The sequence below is a fragment of the Shewanella sp. 10N.261.52.F9 genome (assembly GCF_041471165.1).
Taxonomy (GTDB): Bacteria; Pseudomonadota; Gammaproteobacteria; order Enterobacterales; family Shewanellaceae; genus Shewanella; species Shewanella marinintestina.
In genome coordinates, this window is the sequence record NZ_JBFRNX010000023.1 from 1 (window position 1) to 16,976 (window position 16,976).

Annotated in this window: 13 protein-coding genes; 2 read left to right on the forward strand and 11 right to left on the reverse strand. The window is 44.7% G+C overall.

Annotated elements, in window-relative coordinates; translation table 11 throughout:
- The first annotated feature begins 850 nt into the window (after window positions 1-850).
- Window positions 851-1,189 carry a cytosolic protein gene (locus AB4298_RS14505; protein WP_371987483.1) on the forward strand — a complete coding sequence of 113 codons (339 nt, stop codon included), beginning with the start codon at window positions 851-853 and terminating at the stop codon, window positions 1,187-1,189.
- Between the two features lie 191 nt (window positions 1,190-1,380).
- On the opposite strand, the gene AB4298_RS14510 is transcribed toward AB4298_RS14505, so the two are convergent.
- On the reverse strand, window positions 1,381-2,973 hold the full coding sequence (locus AB4298_RS14510) for an ABC-F family ATPase (protein ID WP_371987260.1): 1,593 nt from the start codon (window positions 2,971-2,973) through the stop codon (window positions 1,381-1,383).
- Between the two features lie 297 nt (window positions 2,974-3,270).
- Window positions 3,271-5,544: a heavy metal translocating P-type ATPase gene (locus AB4298_RS14515; protein WP_371987261.1), complete on the reverse strand. Its 2,274-nt coding sequence runs from the start codon at window positions 5,542-5,544 to the stop codon at window positions 3,271-3,273.
- 205 nt (window positions 5,545-5,749) lie between these two features.
- Here AB4298_RS14515 and AB4298_RS14520 point away from each other — a divergent pair, with 205 nt between their 5' ends.
- Window positions 5,750-6,151, forward strand: a complete 402-nt coding sequence (locus AB4298_RS14520) for a MerR family DNA-binding protein (RefSeq protein WP_248999549.1) — start codon at window positions 5,750-5,752, stop codon at window positions 6,149-6,151.
- 18 nt (window positions 6,152-6,169) lie between these two features.
- Here AB4298_RS14520 and AB4298_RS14525 read toward each other — a convergent pair whose 3' ends face one another.
- The 9 genes from AB4298_RS14525 to AB4298_RS14565 form a co-directional block, all read right to left on the reverse strand.
- Window positions 6,170-8,203: a S9 family peptidase gene (locus AB4298_RS14525; protein WP_248999550.1), complete on the reverse strand. Its 2,034-nt coding sequence runs from the start codon at window positions 8,201-8,203 to the stop codon at window positions 6,170-6,172.
- Window positions 8,204-8,294: 91 nt separating this feature from the next.
- Window positions 8,295-8,522 (reverse strand): M48 family metalloprotease, encoded by a 228-nt coding sequence (locus tag AB4298_RS14530; RefSeq protein ID WP_248999551.1) that lies wholly within the window; start codon window positions 8,520-8,522, stop codon window positions 8,295-8,297.
- 127 nt (window positions 8,523-8,649) lie between these two features.
- A complete protein-coding gene (locus AB4298_RS14535; RefSeq protein ID WP_248999552.1) occupies window positions 8,650-9,408 on the reverse strand; it encodes an SDR family oxidoreductase in 759 nt (252 codons plus the stop codon).
- 11 nt (window positions 9,409-9,419) lie between these two features.
- A complete protein-coding gene (mmsB, locus tag AB4298_RS14540; RefSeq protein WP_371987262.1) occupies window positions 9,420-10,328 on the reverse strand; it encodes a 3-hydroxyisobutyrate dehydrogenase in 909 nt (302 codons plus the stop codon).
- A gap of 125 nt (window positions 10,329-10,453) precedes the next feature.
- Window positions 10,454-11,605: an enoyl-CoA hydratase/isomerase family protein gene (locus tag AB4298_RS14545; protein ID WP_371987264.1), complete on the reverse strand. Its 1,152-nt coding sequence runs from the start codon at window positions 11,603-11,605 to the stop codon at window positions 10,454-10,456.
- Window positions 11,605-12,393 carry an enoyl-CoA hydratase gene (locus tag AB4298_RS14550; RefSeq protein WP_248999555.1) on the reverse strand — a complete coding sequence of 263 codons (789 nt, stop codon included), beginning with the start codon at window positions 12,391-12,393 and terminating at the stop codon, window positions 11,605-11,607. Before AB4298_RS14550 ends, AB4298_RS14545 begins: the two co-directional genes overlap by 1 nt.
- 78 nt (window positions 12,394-12,471) lie before the next feature.
- Window positions 12,472-13,629, reverse strand: a complete 1,158-nt coding sequence (locus tag AB4298_RS14555; protein WP_371987265.1) for an acyl-CoA dehydrogenase family protein — start codon at window positions 13,627-13,629, stop codon at window positions 12,472-12,474.
- Window positions 13,630-13,838: 209 nt separating this feature from the next.
- Window positions 13,839-15,338 (reverse strand): CoA-acylating methylmalonate-semialdehyde dehydrogenase, encoded by a 1,500-nt coding sequence (locus tag AB4298_RS14560; protein ID WP_371987266.1) that lies wholly within the window; start codon window positions 15,336-15,338, stop codon window positions 13,839-13,841.
- Between the two features lie 173 nt (window positions 15,339-15,511).
- A complete protein-coding gene (locus AB4298_RS14565; RefSeq protein ID WP_371987267.1) occupies window positions 15,512-16,702 on the reverse strand; it encodes an acetyl-CoA C-acyltransferase in 1,191 nt (396 codons plus the stop codon).
- Between the last annotated feature and the right edge of the window lie 274 nt (window positions 16,703-16,976).

Below are 16,976 nucleotides of genomic sequence, written 5' to 3' on the forward strand. Positions count from 1 at the left end.
AATTAAATACTGTTTAAATACACAGCTAAAGTTTCTGTATCACCTATAATATATAGGCTCCGTGTTTTTTATGACACGATAACAGCTTATTATCCTGCGTCTCGGATAAATCCCTGCACTTTATTAATTTACGTCAAAACTAGCAACGTAACTCATTGATGTAAACGAGTTGATCTGCAAGGTTAAGCAAAATTTGAATTTTCCATAGCGCAAAACAGTGCAGAACATTTATAGGGTCTCTTGTTAGCTGAAGGCGAAAAGCTAACTAGCTGATAAGCAATTGCTATTTCAGATGTTAAAAATTTATCGATGCAGTTATTTCACTTTCTAGCATCGATAAACCTACCTGATTTATCAAACTCATTATACCTGTATAGGGTTACAGTTATTTTTGCATCAAAGTTCGGAGCGAATTAGAGACAGATAATAAACTAACCCTATAGCCTTTACTCCGAATCACCAGAATGATGCTTGCCTAATCTAGTGCAGATGCGGCTACGAGCTTCGGTTTCTGGGGTGAAACCGCAGAGCGCATAGGGAAACTTTCAGTTATAAAGAAGTACAGCGTCTCGCTGCCGTATCTGCACATCCGCCCGCGGCGGGCGATTAATAACTCAAGAGCATCAATTTGATACTCACAACCATATAACACCGAGTAAAACAAAAGGTAAATCTGCCTTCATTCCAAGGCTAATCAATTTTGGGGCAAAAGCGTGTTTCAAGCTGGCCTAGTGGATGTCCACAAATGGCACAGATACCGACTTTAGCAACTAAATATCTACTACGTTTAGTCCCTGATAGTGATAGAATCGCCGCTTCAGAATTACCGAGAAACAAGGTATTTATAAAAATGTATATCCATCATGTTAACGGCATCGACTGGCTAGTGATTACAGCTTTTGAAGAACTGAAAACTTTATTTATCGAAGAAGCTGGTGTGATCCCCTTCAGCTTCTCTACCGCCAGCGAATTGAACCTTATTGATCAAGCCAAGCGCACTTATGGATATTTGCCTACACTCAGCGGCGTAATCACTGATACCGGCACCTTTCAAAGCCAAAATAACGAAGAAGATTTGAACCCGCAGCTTGCCTGCATAGTTGAGGGGCGTGGTCGGGTATTTATCTATCACGGCGGCTTTGTGGCTTTTGTGGATGAAGAGCAAACCTTTATTACCCAAATGGGCTGAAAATCACTCAGTAAGTTGAAAGGCATCCATAGCGGTTCATCTGCTAGCGTTTCGCTTTTTAACTTTGATTCGTTGTAATCCATGGCACGCTAATAAACAAAGGTCAACTTATCTCAGGACGAGACTCCTCCAGACACAAAAAAGCCCGATTGCTCGGGCTTTTATTTTATCGTTCAAGGTGCAAAGGTTAATTAACCTTCAATACCTTTGCTCGCTAGGAACTCGTCGTAAGTGCCTTTGAAATCATTCACGCCATTTGGTGTGATTTCAAGGATACGGTTCGCTAGTGATGATACGAATGCACGGTCATGACTGACGAACAATAATGTACCTTCGTACATTTCAAGAGCGTTGTTTAATGACTCGATTGATTCCATATCCATGTGGTTGGTTGGTTCATCAAGTAATAGGATGTTTGGCTTTTGCATAATTAGCTTACCAAACAACATGCGACCCTTCTCACCACCAGAAAGTACTTTTACAGACTTCTTGATGTCGTCAGAACCAAACAGCATACGACCTAAGTAACCACGAACGGATTGGTCGTCATCTTCTGGTTTGCGCCACTGGCTCATCCACTCAAACAATGTCATGTCGTTAGCAAAGTCTGACTCGTGATCCTGTGCGTAATAACCAATCGCTGAGTTTTCAGACCATTGGATGGTACCGCTGTCTTGTGGGATATCGTGTACTAACGTACGTAGCAGCGTAGTTTTACCCACACCGTTATCACCCAAAATAGCGATACGCTCGCCCACTTCAGCAATAATGTTAAGATCTTTAAATAGGTTATGATCAAAACCTTTAGACAAGTCTTCAACCACTAATGCGTTACGGAACAATTTCTTCTCTTGTTCGAAACGAATGAACGGGTTAACACGGCTAGATGCTTTGATTTCGTCCAGTTTGATCTTGTCGATTAGCTTAGCGCGTGATGTTGCTTGCTTAGCTTTCGATGCGTTAGCAGAGAAACGTGCAACGAAGCCTTGAAGCTCAGCAATTTGTGCCTTCTTCTTAGCGTTGTCAGACATCAAACGCTCACGAGACTGCTGTGCAGCCATCATATATTCATCATAGTTACCAGGGAATACACGGATATCACCGTAATCCAAGTCAGCCATATGAGTACAAACAGAGTTCAAGAAATATCTATCGTGCGAGATGATAATCATGGTGCTGTTACGTTGGTTTAGCATCTCTTGTAACCAACGAATGGTGTCGATGTCCAAGTTGTTGGTTGGTTCGTCAAGAAGCAGTACATCTGGATCTGAGAACAATGCCTGAGCCAAAAGTACACGTAACTTAAAGCCTGGCGCGATTTCGCTCATTAAACCAAAGTGTTGTTCAACACCGATGCCTACGCCCATTAGTAATTCGCCAGCGCGAGATTCTGCGGTGTAACCGTCCATCTCAGCGAATTCCATCTCGAGATCAGCAACCTTGATACCGTCTTCTTCAGACATTTCAGGTAGCGAGTAGATACGGTCGCGCTCTTGCTTCACTTTCCAAAGTTCAGCGTGGCCCATAATTACGGTATCAACTACGTTGAACTCTTCGTAACCAAATTGGTTCTGGCTCAACTTACCTAAACGCTCGTTCACGTCTAATGAAACGTTACCAGCTGTAGGCTCTAAATCACCAGCAAGGATCTTCATGAAGGTTGATTTACCACAACCGTTAGCGCCGATCAGACCGTATCTGTTTCCGCCGCCAAACTTAATTGAGATGTTTTCAAACAGTGGCTTAGCGCCAAACTGCATGGTGATATTAGCTGTAGTAATCAAAGTGACAATTCCGCTTTTGGTTATATGATTAACGTCATCATAGATAAAACAAAAACCAGTAAATCAGTACCAAGTTTTACTCGCTACCAACCTACTGGCCGAAGGTTGACGCCATCGAGCGCCAAGCCTGTAAAATTAAGCGCGATACTATAGCATTTTAGCCTAATTTATCAACTGTCAAAGGCGCATTGAGATGACATTTTAGTGAATTAAACGGTATACCCTCGCCAGTCATATACAGAACAGTATAGTTAGCTAAAATTTCTCGTCCGTTTAACAGCCAGTTGAGTATAAATGTTACAGCTTAACCCTACGTAAGCGATTGGCATTCGTCACTACAGTAAGTGAAGATAGTGCCATCGCTGCGCCCGCAACAACTGGGCTTAACAGCATGCCCGTAAAAGGGAACAGTAACCCTGCTGCCACAGGAATACCCAAGGTGTTATAAATAAACGCGCCAAATAAGTTTTGCTTAATGTTACTCATGCTGGCTTTAGCTAACGCTAAGCTGTCATTTATCACCATCAATCGCGATGACAATAAGGTAAAGTCAGCGCTTTCAATGGCTATATCCGTCCCCGAGCCCATAGCAAAGCCCACATCTGCACTGACCAGCGCTGGCGCATCGTTGATACCATCGCCAACCATCGCCACCACCTCACCCGCTTGTTGTAACTCAAGCACCTTAGCTTGCTTTTGCTCTGGTAATACATTGGCAACCACTGTATCAATACCGACATTTTCCGCTACTGCGTTAGCAGTAATTTGGTTATCGCCGGTAAGCATCACCACTTTTAAACCTTTGGCTTTCATGGCGCGAATAGCCTCTGCCGCATCGGTTTTTATTGGATCGGCAATCGCCATTATCGCAACCAACTGTTTATCTACAGCGACAAATATGGGTGTTTTTGCTTGGCTTGCAAGCTCTGCACTTAGCTGCTCGCAATCTGCCGATTCACCAATGTGCAATTGCTGCATTAAACTTAAATTGCCTACGCTGTATTGCTGACCATTAACTTGGCCGCTAATGCCCATGCCTTGGTAATTAGTAAAGTGCTCCGGTTCGACCAATACTAGACCATCATTTTTGGCTCTACTGATAATAGCGCTAGCAAGTGGGTGCTCTGAGTGTTGCTCTAAAGAGGCGACATTCTTAAGCAACTGATTCTTAGCTAATTGGTTTTTTTCCACTAACGCCGACTCGTTTGAAAGCGAATCATTTAACATCGAGTCATCTAACATCAGAATATCGGTTAGCTCTGGCGCACCCTGAGTCACCGTGCCAGTCTTATCAAGTACCACAGTAGTCACTTTACTCGCGGTTTGCAGCGCTTCGCCATTACGCACTAACACGCCTAATTGCGCTGCGCGGCCAACCGATACCATAATCGACATAGGCGTTGCTAAGCCCAATGCACACGGGCAAGCAATAATTAATACGCTAGTTAATACCACTAATGCGTGCGATAGTGCGGGCTCTGGACCAAAGTGATACCAAACCAACGAGCTAATAATTGCAATCATCACCACAACTGGTACAAAGTAGGCTGAGATTTTGTCAGTTAAACGCCCTATCGGCATTTTAGATATTTGCGCTTGCTGCACTAACTCAATAATTTTTGCCAGCTTAGTATCAGTTGCTTTAGCTGTTACCTTGTAAATCAAGCTACCGTTAGCATTAACCGTACCGGCATTGACTTTATCACCTTGCGCTTTAGCAACAGGAACGGGCTCTCCGGTTAACATAGACTCATTAATTAATGTCTGACCGCTTTCAACTTCACCATCGAGCGCAACTCGATCACCTGGGCGTAAACGCAATCTGTCACCTAACTTTAGCTGTTCAATAGCAACTTCTTCATCACCATTGTCAGAAATGCGTATAGCAGTGCTTGCTTGTAGCCCAAGCAGTGCTTGTACTGCTTCACTGGTTTTACCGCGAGCGCGCAGCTCTAATGCATGGCCTAAGTTAATTAAACCTAAAATCATTACGCTGGCTTCAAAATACACATGGCGGGTGTCAGCGGGGAACCACTGCGGCGCCACAACCACCATCATCGAATATATCCATGCTGCACTTGTACCCAGTGCGATTAAAGTATCCATATTGGCGCTTTTGGCTTTAATTGCGCGCCACATACCTTGATAAAAATGGCGACCCGTTAGTAGCATAACCAACAGCGTTATTGCCCCCACGGCGCCCCAAGCCCATTGCTGAGTTTGGTTATTCACCATCATCTCACCGCCTAAAAGGCCCCACAGCATTAAAGGAACACCAAGCCCTAAACCGACTGCAGCTTGGATCATACGAAGGCGATACTCTTTAGCTTCATCCGCAGCTTTTTGCTCCACAGCCACTTTGGCATCAATCACTAACTCACCATCAAAACCAACACTTTTAATGATCTCAATTGCAGTGTCAGTAGCAATATCACCCGACACCAGCACCAACTTATCGGCAAGGTTCACCGTGGCCGATACTGATTTAGCCGATTGACCAAATGCTTTCTCAATCTTAGCTACGCAACTGGCGCAGCCCATTTTAGGTACATACAGATTGAAGTTAGCCATTAGATTTTCCTTAAATAATTGGTTTTACATACCAAACCAAATAGTAAGCGCTCGCCTTGCTACTAACGTTGAGTCAGCCAGCATCCAGACGCTGTGCCTTATTGGTTAAGATATAAAAGGCTTTAACTGTATAAGATAGATTTATGCTAATGTCTCCCATTAGGGGAGAGTCAAACTACAATTAGATTTGATTGAGGAAAATGTGATGAAGATAGGCGAAGTAGCTAAATTAACAGGGCTTTCAGTTAAGAGTATTCGTTATTACCACGATATTGGCTTAGTGGTCGGGCAACGGGGCGATAATGGTTACCGTGAATACACCCAAAAAGCAGTTGAATCATTAGAGTTTATTCAGCACTGCCGCGCCTTAGGTTTCACCTTAGATGATAGTAAGGCGCTACTTGAACTACAAAATAATACCGCTCGTAACGCGGCAGATGTAAAAGCGTTAGCAGAGCATCATTTACAAGACATTGAAACCCGTATAACCCAGTTAAGTACACTCAAGGCACAACTAGGCGCACTAATCCATGACTGCCAAGGCGGCAATCAGCCTAATTGCGCGATTTTAAGCGGTTTAAGTAAGCATACCTGCACGAAATGCTGAACCTGCAAGACCAGCCACTTACCGACGACGCAAGTTTTCAATATTCTCAATCGCTAAAGCCGGCATGCTGCCAGCTGGTGTAAAACCAAAAACTTGTCCATAGAAAGACAACTCTGCCTCCAAAGCCTTTTTCTTACTTTCCGGTGTAACACGATTGGCTGCATCATCATTAAAGGCAAGATAAGCCACCGGTATGCCTTTGCTTTTTGCCGCTTGGTAAATAATCAAAGATTGCTCGGCAGGAATAAGTGAATCTTTTACCCCCTGAATCAACAACAACGGTTCATTAACGCCTTTAAGGTTTGCCATAGCTGAACGCTCGCGGAAATTCTCAGCACTGCCGAGCAAACGCAATAAGTAATATGACTCAAACTTGTGTGAATGGCGTTTAAACTCTTCCATATCACTAATACCAGAATAGCTAACGCCTGCACCAAACGTGCTGTAATTTGCCACAGCAGATAACGCAGTAAAGCCACCTGCACGGTTTCCTCTGATAGCTAGCTTTCGTCCATCTACATCGCCGCGATTAACCAAGAAGCCAGCAGCTCTAACGGCGTCTTCAACGTCTGACTTGCCCCAATTACCATACAAGCTATTGCGGTAGTCTCGGCCAAAACCAGTACTGCCTCGATAATTAACATCAAACACCGCAAAACCGCGGCTAGTCCAATATTGAATATCACGCCTAAATGCGCGGCTTGCTTTAGCAGTAGGACCTGCGTGCATCATCAAGACCAAAGGCGGTTCACTGTTTTGTGGCCCTTGAAAGTTTGGGTTTTGCGGCGAATATAAATAACCATGCGCAGTTTGCTTACTCGCAGTTTTAAAACTGACTCCCTGAGCTCTAGAGATATAATTAGGGTCCATTACCGGTAAGGTTGGCGAATAAACTAACTGGGCTGAGCGGCCTTTTATTTTATAAATACCTTTCTCTGGCGTTTCCTTAGCTCCAACAAATAGCACCTCATTTTGATACTCTGTTACATAGGAAATATCAGCGAAGTCAACAGCGATCCCTTCAGTTACACCGCTATGAGTATCAATGCGAATAAGTTGAGATAAGCCATCATGACTATAGCTTGCGATTAAGCTGTGTTCGTTTTCAAAAGCATAATTAGCTTGGCCTAATTGCCAATCTGCATTGGCGAATTCAGCTTGTTTCTCTAACACTAACTCTGGTTCCAATTGCGGGTCTAAACGATATAGATTCCACCAGTTATTAAAGTCAGCCACAAAATACAGTTGCCCAGTTGGACTAAACAACGGCTGAGTAATTGAACCTTGCTTTGGCATGGCTATTTTTCTTGAGTTAACAATAGCGCCCTTAGCATCTAAATCTGCTAGCCAAAGATCTGTATTATCCCAAGGCATATTCGGATGTTCCCATGATACCCATGCCAATTGAGTTTGATCCGGTGATAATACAGGTTTGCCATAAAAGTCTGCACCACTAACTAAACTCTCGCCTTCGTCCGCATAACTTAAATTAACGCCAACTAAACTGTTTATCGGCTCGCCGTTACCACGATGGTCTTCTCGAACGCAGATTAAGCGTGAGGCTTTAGGGTTAGAGATACAACCAGCATGGCGTGTACCATTAGGCGTTAAAGCAAAAGGGGCTTGATTTGGGGCGATACGATAGAGGATCTGATCAGAAAATTTAGTCGCAAATAAACTATGGCCTATAGCGGCATAAGGAGCGCCGCCATATTCATGCACTCTACTGCGAATATTGAAGTTTGACGAAACAACTTTATTAACACTACCATCAAGGTCTAGACGGTACACGCCCATTTTTCCCTCATTGTTAGCGTTGGATTGCACAAAATAAATACCCTGTGATGTAGCGCGCACATGGCTAATATCATCAGAAAGATCATAAACATCTTCAGGCGTTACCGGAGAGGCCCAACTACCATACTCCGCGATCACTTTCCCATCGATAGGTTTTTGTGGGGCAAGGATTTCATTTTGCTTTGGTGCGTCATCACACCCAACAAGAGTAAGTACACAGACCAAAATGTATATTGCCGACTTAAGCCCTTTCATGACGCCTCTTAAACATGATTTAATCGAGTTGATAACTGACTAATTTTATTATAACTACACTATAAACTTAAGACTTCAATCTGTGCACGCGCTACTTGCGTGACCATTTATTGGTAAACCAGCGAACAACAGCCAATTGCTGATGTTTAGTTAAGCCAAAATAAATACAAACCCAAGGTGATAGTAAAATATACCAAGGGATGGCCGCCGTGCTTCTACCTGTAAACATTAAATAAAAAAAACCAAAATAGATCACCAGCAGGCCGATGCAACCTACAACTAGCATCATTAATCTCGTCGCCTTTTCCAGCTTATCCATTTTGTTCCCATATTCCTTTTATAATGAAGCTATTATGACCTAATGCTAAAGCATTATTCAAACCCTACGTAACATCCATAAAAAAACGGGCAAAAGCCCGTTTTTCATAACCCAATATTCAACCTAATTACAGACGAATACCGCCGTCGATCTCGAATACGCGGCCGTTTACATAATCATTTTCGATAATAAAACGTACTGTAGAAGCAATCTCTCCGGCTTGACCTAAACGTCCAACTGGAACCATTTTTTCTAAACGCTCAAGCGCTTCTGGCTTCATCGCGGCTGTCATTTCAGTTTCAATTACGCCCGGTGCGACTGCTGCGCTACGAATGTTGTAACGCGCTAGCTCTTTGGCCCAACCGACACTCATTGCCGCTACGCCCGCTTTTGACGCAGCATAGTTTGACTGGCCCATATTACCGGCTTTAGCAAGACTCGAAATATTAATAATCACGCCTTGTTGGCCAGTTTCAATCATAGCGGCTGCGGCTTCACGACCACACAAGAATGAACCTGTAAGGTTTACGTTAATCACTGACTGGAATTGGTCAAACGACATACGATCATATACTTGACCTTCTTTTGCTTTAAGCAATAAGCCGTCACGTAAAATGCCTGCATTGTTTACCAAAACATTAACCTGACCAAAATCTTCTTTAATAAATTGGAAAGTGGCAAATACATCTTCTTCATCGGTAATATCAACCGCGTAACCTTGCACTTCGGTCGTTGCGCCAATGTTTGCACAGGCTTTTTCCAACTTCTCTTGGTCAACATCGATAAGTGCTAACTTAGCTCCTGCCGCCGCTAAATCTTCCGCCATCGCGTAACCTAGCCCACCAGCACCGCCAGTAATAACAACAACCTTATCTTTTAAATCCATTGGAACACCCTTTATTTATTCTGTTCTGAATTAGCAAATTGCTCAAAAATACTTGAAAAATCACGCTTACCGTTACCTTGCTTAGCATGATTAACATAAAGACTACGCGCCAGCGCGCCCATCGGTGTACTTGAATTAGATAACAGCGCCGCCTCTTGCGACAAGCCTAAATCCTTCACCATCAAGTCGACCATAAAGCCACCTTGGTAATCATTTGATGACGGCACCGCTCCCATCACATCAGGACACGGATTATATTTATCCAATGTCCAATTGCCACCACTGCTTACCTTCATAATGTCAGATAGCACTTTCGGATCAAGCCCATGATCGATACCCATCTGCAATGACTCTGAGGTGGCGACCATTAATACCGACAGCAGCATATTATTACATATTTTAGCGACTTGCCCAGCACCAGCACCACCTGCATGGAAGATATTACCGCCCATGGCATTTAGTGCGCCTTGCGCTTGCTCAAATGCGTTATCACTGCCGCCACAAATAAAGGTTAACGTTCCCGCTGCGGCGCCTGCAGTGCCGCCCGAAACCGGCGCATCGATAAACTCTAACCCTTTATCTGCTGCATGCTTTGCTACAAAACGCGCACTGTCGGCGTCAATCGTTGAGCAGTCAATCAATAATGTGCCCGGTGCAACGACATCAATTAAGCCTTTGCTCGAGTCATCAGTTACATATAGACCGCGCACATGCTTGCCCGCAGGTAACATAGTCACCACTATGTCTGCACCCGCAGCAGCGCCACATGCACTTGTTGCCGTCAATGCGCCTTGATCGGCAAGTGACTGCATTGCCGCAGGCACTAAATCAAATACTTTTACGGTAAAACCTGCTTTAATCAGGTTGAGCGCCATTGGTCCGCCCATGTTTCCTAAACCAATAAATGCAACTGTACTCATGTTTCACTCCCGCTCACGTTTGTGAGTGTTTTATTCCCTGTTACGGCTAGTACCACTCACCGTTAGCGTTTACTTTGAAGCTAAGCTAAACCTGCTCAACAAATTACACTGTTAGTCCAGGTCTGTTAGTGCAAATCCTTTAGTGGATGCCCATCATCCCAAGGCGATAGCATTAGCGATTGCGCAAAGCCTTCAGGAATTGATGCGACGTCGCTAAACTGCCATTGTGGATTACGGTCTTTATCGATCAGTAAAGCACGCACGCCCTCGCTAAAGTCAGCTTTGGCGCAGCAATTCACACTTAAACCAAGCTCTAACTTAAAACACTCAGCTAAGCTTAAGTCCTGACTTATTTGGGATTGCAAATGCACTAAGTTCAAGCTTATCGGGCTGCCTGTTAGCATGGTCTTTAACGCTTTAGCTAACCAAGGGTTGGCTTCTAACGTGCTTGGCTCAATTTGACTGACATTTACTAACACCTCATTGAGTGAACCTGTCATCAACTCATCTATTAATGGCTGATTTTGCTCAAGTACGCTATCAGAAGCTGGAGCCGCACATGCCGCACTCATGGTACTTAACATGTCACTAAGCAGTTGATGGTTTGCATCTTGGCTAGCGCCCCAAGGCAATAATGTGAGTTGCTCAAATAATGCCGCTTTATCATCGCTATTAAGATAGTGATTACCGATATCCACATACAAAGCGTCGGCTCCAGACATGTTATAGGCCGTCATACCTAAAAACAGACCACTTTTACCTGGCATACGATTTAAGAAATAACTGCCACCAACATCAGGATATAAACCGATAGTCACTTCAGGCATAGCAATACGAGAGCGCTCGGTGACGATACGATGGCTAGCACCAATCATTAGCCCTAAACCGCCGCCCATAACAATGCCATCGCCCCAGACTAAAACTGGTTTACCAAAAGTGTGCAGTAGATAATCTAGCTCATACTCTTGTTTAAAAAACTCTGTGGCAGCAGCGGTGATCTCACCCGGCGTTGTTATTGATGCTTGGTAAATGGCGCGTACATCACCACCGGCGCAAAAGGCTTTTTCACCCGCACCATCAAGCACTACAGCAGCAATGTTGTCATCACGTTGCCAAGCATTAAGTTGAGCCGATAATGCCTGAACCATGTTAAGGTTTAGTGCATTAAGGGCCTTTTCAATGTTCAGTGTCGCAACCCCAACTTGCTTTCCAGAGTCGGAGGTCAGCGTACTAAACAGCACTTGCTCACTGTTTACTTGCATATTCTCGGCACTCATTAGCCATTCTTCCAATTAGCTTTGCGTTTGTTCAAAAAGGCATTCACCCCTTCAGCTTGATCTTCGGTATCAAATAGCTCAACAAACAATTGGCGCTCTAATGGCAACGCCTCGGCTCTTGGCATCGTGCGGCCAGCCTGCACTAATGTTTTACACGCTTTAACGCTGCTTGGGCTTTGATTTGCTACTTTTTCTGCAAGACTCATTGCCGCATTAAAGGCGTTCCCTTGTTCAACCACTTCTTCCACTAAACCGATTTTTTCTGCTTTTTCAGCAGTGATGCGCTCACCGCACAAAATCATACGTTTCGCCCAACCCTCGCCCACTAGCGCAGTTAAGTTTTGTGTGCCACCAGCGCAAGGCAATAAACCAACGGTAGCTTCAGGCAATGCAAGTTGTGCTTGTTCTTCACATATACGTAGGTCACAAGCTAAAGCCACTTCTAAACCACCACCCATGGCGTAGCCATTAATTGCCGCAATTGACACACCTCTGAACGCACTTAAGGTTTCAAAAGCTTCACCAAAATAGCGTGCCATCTCGGCTGCGTTTTGCTTATCACCATCGGCAAATAACTTAAGATCTGCACCGGCTGAGAAAAACTTTTGCCCCTCACCAGTGATCACTAACGCGTAAACATCTTTGTTTTCGTTTAGCGTTAATACCTTATGTTTTAACTCTTGTAGGCTTTGGGCTGTCCAAGTATTGGCTGGCGGGTTATTCATGCTGATCACTGCGGTATTGCCAACGATACGCTCGATTAATAAAGATGGTTGTTGGTTTGACATGGTAACTCCCTATACAAATCTGAAATCATTTAACACTGGCCGACAAAGCCACGTTTAGAATACGTCGATACAGTGCGCTTATAAGATGGCGCCAGCATTTTCATCTAACAAACGGCGCGAAATAATCAAACGCATGATTTCGTTAGTTCCTTCTAAAATTTGGTGTACTCGCACATCACGTACGTGGCGCTCTAATGGATACTCTCGAATGTAGCCGTATCCGCCGTGAATTTGCAGCGCTTCATCACACACTTTAAAGCCGATATCAGTCGCAAAACGTTTAGCCATTGCACAATAAGCCGTAGCCTCTGGATCTTGCTCATCTAACTTAAATGCCGCTAAACGCACCAACTGACGCGCTGCAACCAACTCGGTTGCCATATCGGCAAGTTTAAATTGTAGTGCCTGAAATGCCGCTAAAGGCTTACCAAATTGCTTACGCTCGTTCATATATTGAGTGGCACGTTCAAGCGCTGCTTGCGCAGTTCCAATTGAACAAGTGGCGATGTTAATGCGTCCGCCATCGAGTCCCTTCATAGCAAAGGTAAAACCTTGACCTTCTTCACCGAGTAAATACGCCACTGGAACGCGCACATTTTCAAAGGTGATTTGACGTGTAGGCTGGGCATTCCAACCCATTTTATCTTCTGCTTTACCGTAGATAATGCCTGCGGCATCTGCGGGAACGGCAATCGCTGAAATGCCTTTTGGTCCTGCTTCACCTGTGCGGCACATCACCACTAGCATCTCTGTTGCACCAGCACCTGAGATAAACACTTTAGAGCCAGAGATCACATACTCATCCCCCTCGCGAACGGCTTTGGTTTGCAGCGATGCAGCGTCGCTACCAGCGCCTGGCTCAGTTAAGCAATATGAGGCAAGCTTTTCACCCGTGGTTAGTGACTCTGACCACTCTTGGCGCAATACTTCAGAGCCAAAGCTTGTGATCATCCACGTTGCCATATTGTGGATAGTTAACATCGCTGTTGTTGCGGTGCACCCCATAGATAACTGCTCAAAAATAATCGATGAATCTAAGCGTGATAATCCCATTCCGCCCTCAGATTCTGGTGAATATAGAGAGCAAAAACCAAGCTCACCAGCTTTTTGAATCACATCTTTTGGAAAGTGATGCTCTTCATCCCACTTAGCAGCAAATGGCGCTAGCTCCTCTGTCGCAAACTGCTGAGCCAAATCGGCGAATTGACGTTGGTCTTCATTAAGATTGAAATCCATCTGGGTACTCCTATTTGTTCTGTCTCTTGCCTTAACGCTGTATTGAAAATTAAGGCTCTGGGTCATTTATAGCGCGCCTTTTAAAATAGCCGCTGACCTCTATTCGTTATTGATTCTTATTGAATTAGCTTGTTGTATTAACTTTTGCAGTAATGAAAATCTGCATTTTAATCAGCGTTGCCACCCAACTAGGGTGGCAACAGCCGTGATTACTTGAGGTCAATAGTCATGTTAGGCGCTGACGCCACGGCAATATCAGACTCGAACCAGCGTGCTGTAATGGTTTTGGTTTCAGTGTAAAAACGCACCGCTTGCTTACCGTAAGCATGTTGGTCGCCATAGAAACTACCTTTCCAACCCGTGAACGAGAAGAAAGGTAATGGCACAGGAATTGGCACGTTAATGCCCACTTGGCCCACTTCAATTTCGTGCTGATATTTACGTGCAGCTGCGCCACTGGCGGTAAAGATAGAAGTACCATTGCCGTATGGGCTGTCGTTGACTATCGCAATCGCTTCTTCTAGCGTTTCAGCATTCATGCAGCAAAGCACTGGGCCAAAAATTTCTTCTTTATAAATGCTCATATCGGTTGTGACTTTGTCGAACATGGTTGGACCAACCCAGTTACCCGACTCATATCCTTCAACGGTAAAATCAGTACCATCGAGTAAGCAATCAGCGCCTTCTTGCTTACCTTGAGCAATCAAACTAACAACGCGCTGTTTTGCTGCAGGGCTAATTACCGGACCATAAGCGGCGTCTTTATCGTTCCAAAGACCCGGTTTAACTTTGGCAATAGCTTCTTTTAATTCTGGGATCCACTCTTTTGCGGCGCCAACAAATACCGCTACAGACAGTGCCATACAGCGCTGACCCGCCGCGCCTACCGATGCGCCAACTAGGTTATTAATCACTTGCTGTTTATTAGCGTCTGGCATAATTACGCAGTGATTTTTAGCCCCCGCAAAAGCTTGTACACGCTTTAAGTTATCGGTACCGATTTTGTAGATATACTGACCAACATTCACCGAACCGACAAATGAGATGGCTTTGATATCAGGGTGAGTCAATAAGATATCGACAGCAGTTTTATCACCATGCACCAGTTGCACCACACCTTTTGGCGCGCCCGCTTGTTCGAACAATTCAATTAAACGCTGCGGCGTCATTGGATCTTGCTCTGACGGCTTAAGAACGAATGTGTTACCGCAAGCAATCGCTAACGGGAACATCCAAAGTGGGATCATCGCCGGGAAGTTAAACGGAGTAATACCAGCGCACACTCCAAGTGGCTGAGTATAGCTGTAGGTGTCGATAGAACGCGCTACGTTTTCAACGGTTTCGCCCATCATCATAGATGCGATATTACAAGCGTGCTCTGCCACTTCAATACCACGCCAAACATCCCCTTTTGCATCATCAAATGTTTTACCGGTTTCTTGCGCTAGAATGGTGGCGATTTCGTCATGATGCTCTTTTAAAAGGTGCTGATACTTAAGCATGACACGCGCACGCTCTGAAACAGGCACTTCTTTCCAGCTTTGAAACGCGGTTTTAGCACTAGCTATAGCACTGAGCACTTCAGCTTCGTTCGCGGCATTTACAACGGCAATGGTTTCGTTGTTCGCTGGGTTGGTCACGGCTATTTGCTTGTCGCCTTGGCCCAATATCCATTCGCCATTGATGTAATGCTTCACTTGAGTTGTCATATTGCTTCCTATTTCGGCAAGGCCAGTGATGGCGTTTGCAAAATGATGGACCTGCTTGGCCTGATTTTTATGTGGCTATAACTGCCTCGGCTTGATACAGATCCGGTCTTGTTGATTACTATTACTGTCTTTAACGATTAGCTATTAACCATTACCGTTAGTTAACTAGGTGGTTAAAGCTCAATCGCCATTGCTGTCGCTTCGCCGCCGCCAATACAAAGTGATGCTACGCCGCGCTTAAGCCCACGTGCTTTAAGGGCATAAATCAACGTCACCAGTAAACGAGCACCCGAGCAACCAATAGGATGGCCAAGTGCACATGCGCCGCCATTTACATTAACTTTGTTAGCATCGAGTCCAAGCTCGGAAATCGCGAGCATAGTGACCATGGCAAAGGCTTCATTGATTTCATACAAATCAACGTCTTCTTTAGTCCAGCTCACTTTATCTAACAGTTTGTTCATCGCACCAACTGGCGCAGTGGTAAACATAGAAGGCTCTTGCGCGTGGGTAGTGTGCCCTTTGATTGTGGCCATCACATTTAGACCTAGCTCTGTGGCTTGGGCACGAGTCATTAGCATTAATGCAGCTGCGCCATCTGAAATTGAGCTTGAATTAGCTGCAGTAATGGTACCGTCTTTAGCAAATGCTGGACGTAATGTAGGAATTTTATCTGGGCGTGCATTACCTGGTTGCTCATCGATATCAACCACAACATCACCACGTCGATTAGCTACTGTGACCGGGGTGATTTCATCGCTAAATGCACCGCTATTAATGGCATTATTGGCTTTTTCAAGTGAGCTTAATGCAAAGCTGTCCATCTGCTCGCGTGTCAGGTTAAAGTCATCTGCTGTATTTTGCGCAAACGTACCCATTGCACCGCCGGTGTAGGCATCTTCAAGACCATCGAGGAACATGTGGTCTAGTACTTTACCGTGCCCCATACGCATGCCACCACGCGCTTTATCGAGTAAATACGGTGCTTGGCTCATGCTTTCCATACCACCCGCAACCACAACGTTGGCGCTGCCCGCTTTAATTAAATCGTGGGCTAACATGACGGTTTTCATACCTGAACCACACACCTTATTAACAGTGGTTGCGCCAACCGATAATGGCAACTCTGCACCTAATGTCGCTTGGCGTGCTGGTGCTTGTCCTAAACCTGCTGGGAGTACACACCCCATCAAGACTTCATCTACCTGCTCACCGGCTAGACCACTTTGCTGCATTAAGCCTTTAATTGCTGTCGCAGCGAGTTTTGGTGAAGCAACCGTTGATAACGCGCCCTGGAATCCACCCATTGGTGTGCGCTTTGCGGCAACAATAACAATATCTTGATCTAACTGAACTGAACTCATAATGACTCCGGTAATACGCTAGTTAACCTTTATTAGAATTCATCCAAAGCTGCGCTAGTTGTAGGGTTTAGCGGCTTCGTTTAGTAACGATTCAGAGGTTATCGCCTAGCTAATATAAATGTGATCTTGCTCAATATTTACCACTCTGACGTTTACGCTAACGTAAAGCAAGTGCCCATTGGTCAAATATCTACCAAAGTATGAGCCGAAGTTGTCACTTAAAATTTACAAGTAGCAAATCAAGCAAACAGACTAAAAGCCAAAACTAAAAAGC

Excerpts from the sequence above, each read along its gene's own strand:
- AB4298_RS14545 (WP_371987264.1), bottom strand. The coding sequence starts at position 11,605 with ATGAGTGCCGAGAATATGCAAGTAAACAGTGAGCAAGTGCTGTTTAGT.
- AB4298_RS14565 (WP_371987267.1), bottom strand. The coding sequence starts at position 16,702 with ATGAGTTCAGTTCAGTTAGATCAAGATATTGTTATTGTTGCCGCAAAG.
- AB4298_RS14525 (WP_248999550.1), bottom strand. The coding sequence starts at position 8,203 with ATGAAAGGGCTTAAGTCGGCAATATACATTTTGGTCTGTGTACTTACT.
- AB4298_RS14550 (WP_248999555.1), bottom strand. The coding sequence starts at position 12,393 with ATGTCAAACCAACAACCATCTTTATTAATCGAGCGTATCGTTGGCAAT.
- AB4298_RS14555 (WP_371987265.1), bottom strand. The coding sequence starts at position 13,629 with ATGGATTTCAATCTTAATGAAGACCAACGTCAATTCGCCGATTTGGCT.
- mmsB (WP_371987262.1), bottom strand. The coding sequence starts at position 10,328 with ATGAGTACAGTTGCATTTATTGGTTTAGGAAACATGGGCGGACCAATG.
- AB4298_RS14505 (WP_371987483.1), top strand. The coding sequence starts at position 851 with ATGTATATCCATCATGTTAACGGCATCGACTGGCTAGTGATTACAGCT.
- AB4298_RS14535 (WP_248999552.1), bottom strand. The coding sequence starts at position 9,408 with ATGGATTTAAAAGATAAGGTTGTTGTTATTACTGGCGGTGCTGGTGGG.
- AB4298_RS14530 (WP_248999551.1), bottom strand. The coding sequence starts at position 8,522 with ATGGATAAGCTGGAAAAGGCGACGAGATTAATGATGCTAGTTGTAGGT.
- AB4298_RS14560 (WP_371987266.1), bottom strand. The coding sequence starts at position 15,338 with ATGACAACTCAAGTGAAGCATTACATCAATGGCGAATGGATATTGGGC.
- AB4298_RS14515 (WP_371987261.1), bottom strand. The coding sequence starts at position 5,544 with ATGGCTAACTTCAATCTGTATGTACCTAAAATGGGCTGCGCCAGTTGC.
- AB4298_RS14520 (WP_248999549.1), top strand. The coding sequence starts at position 5,750 with ATGAAGATAGGCGAAGTAGCTAAATTAACAGGGCTTTCAGTTAAGAGT.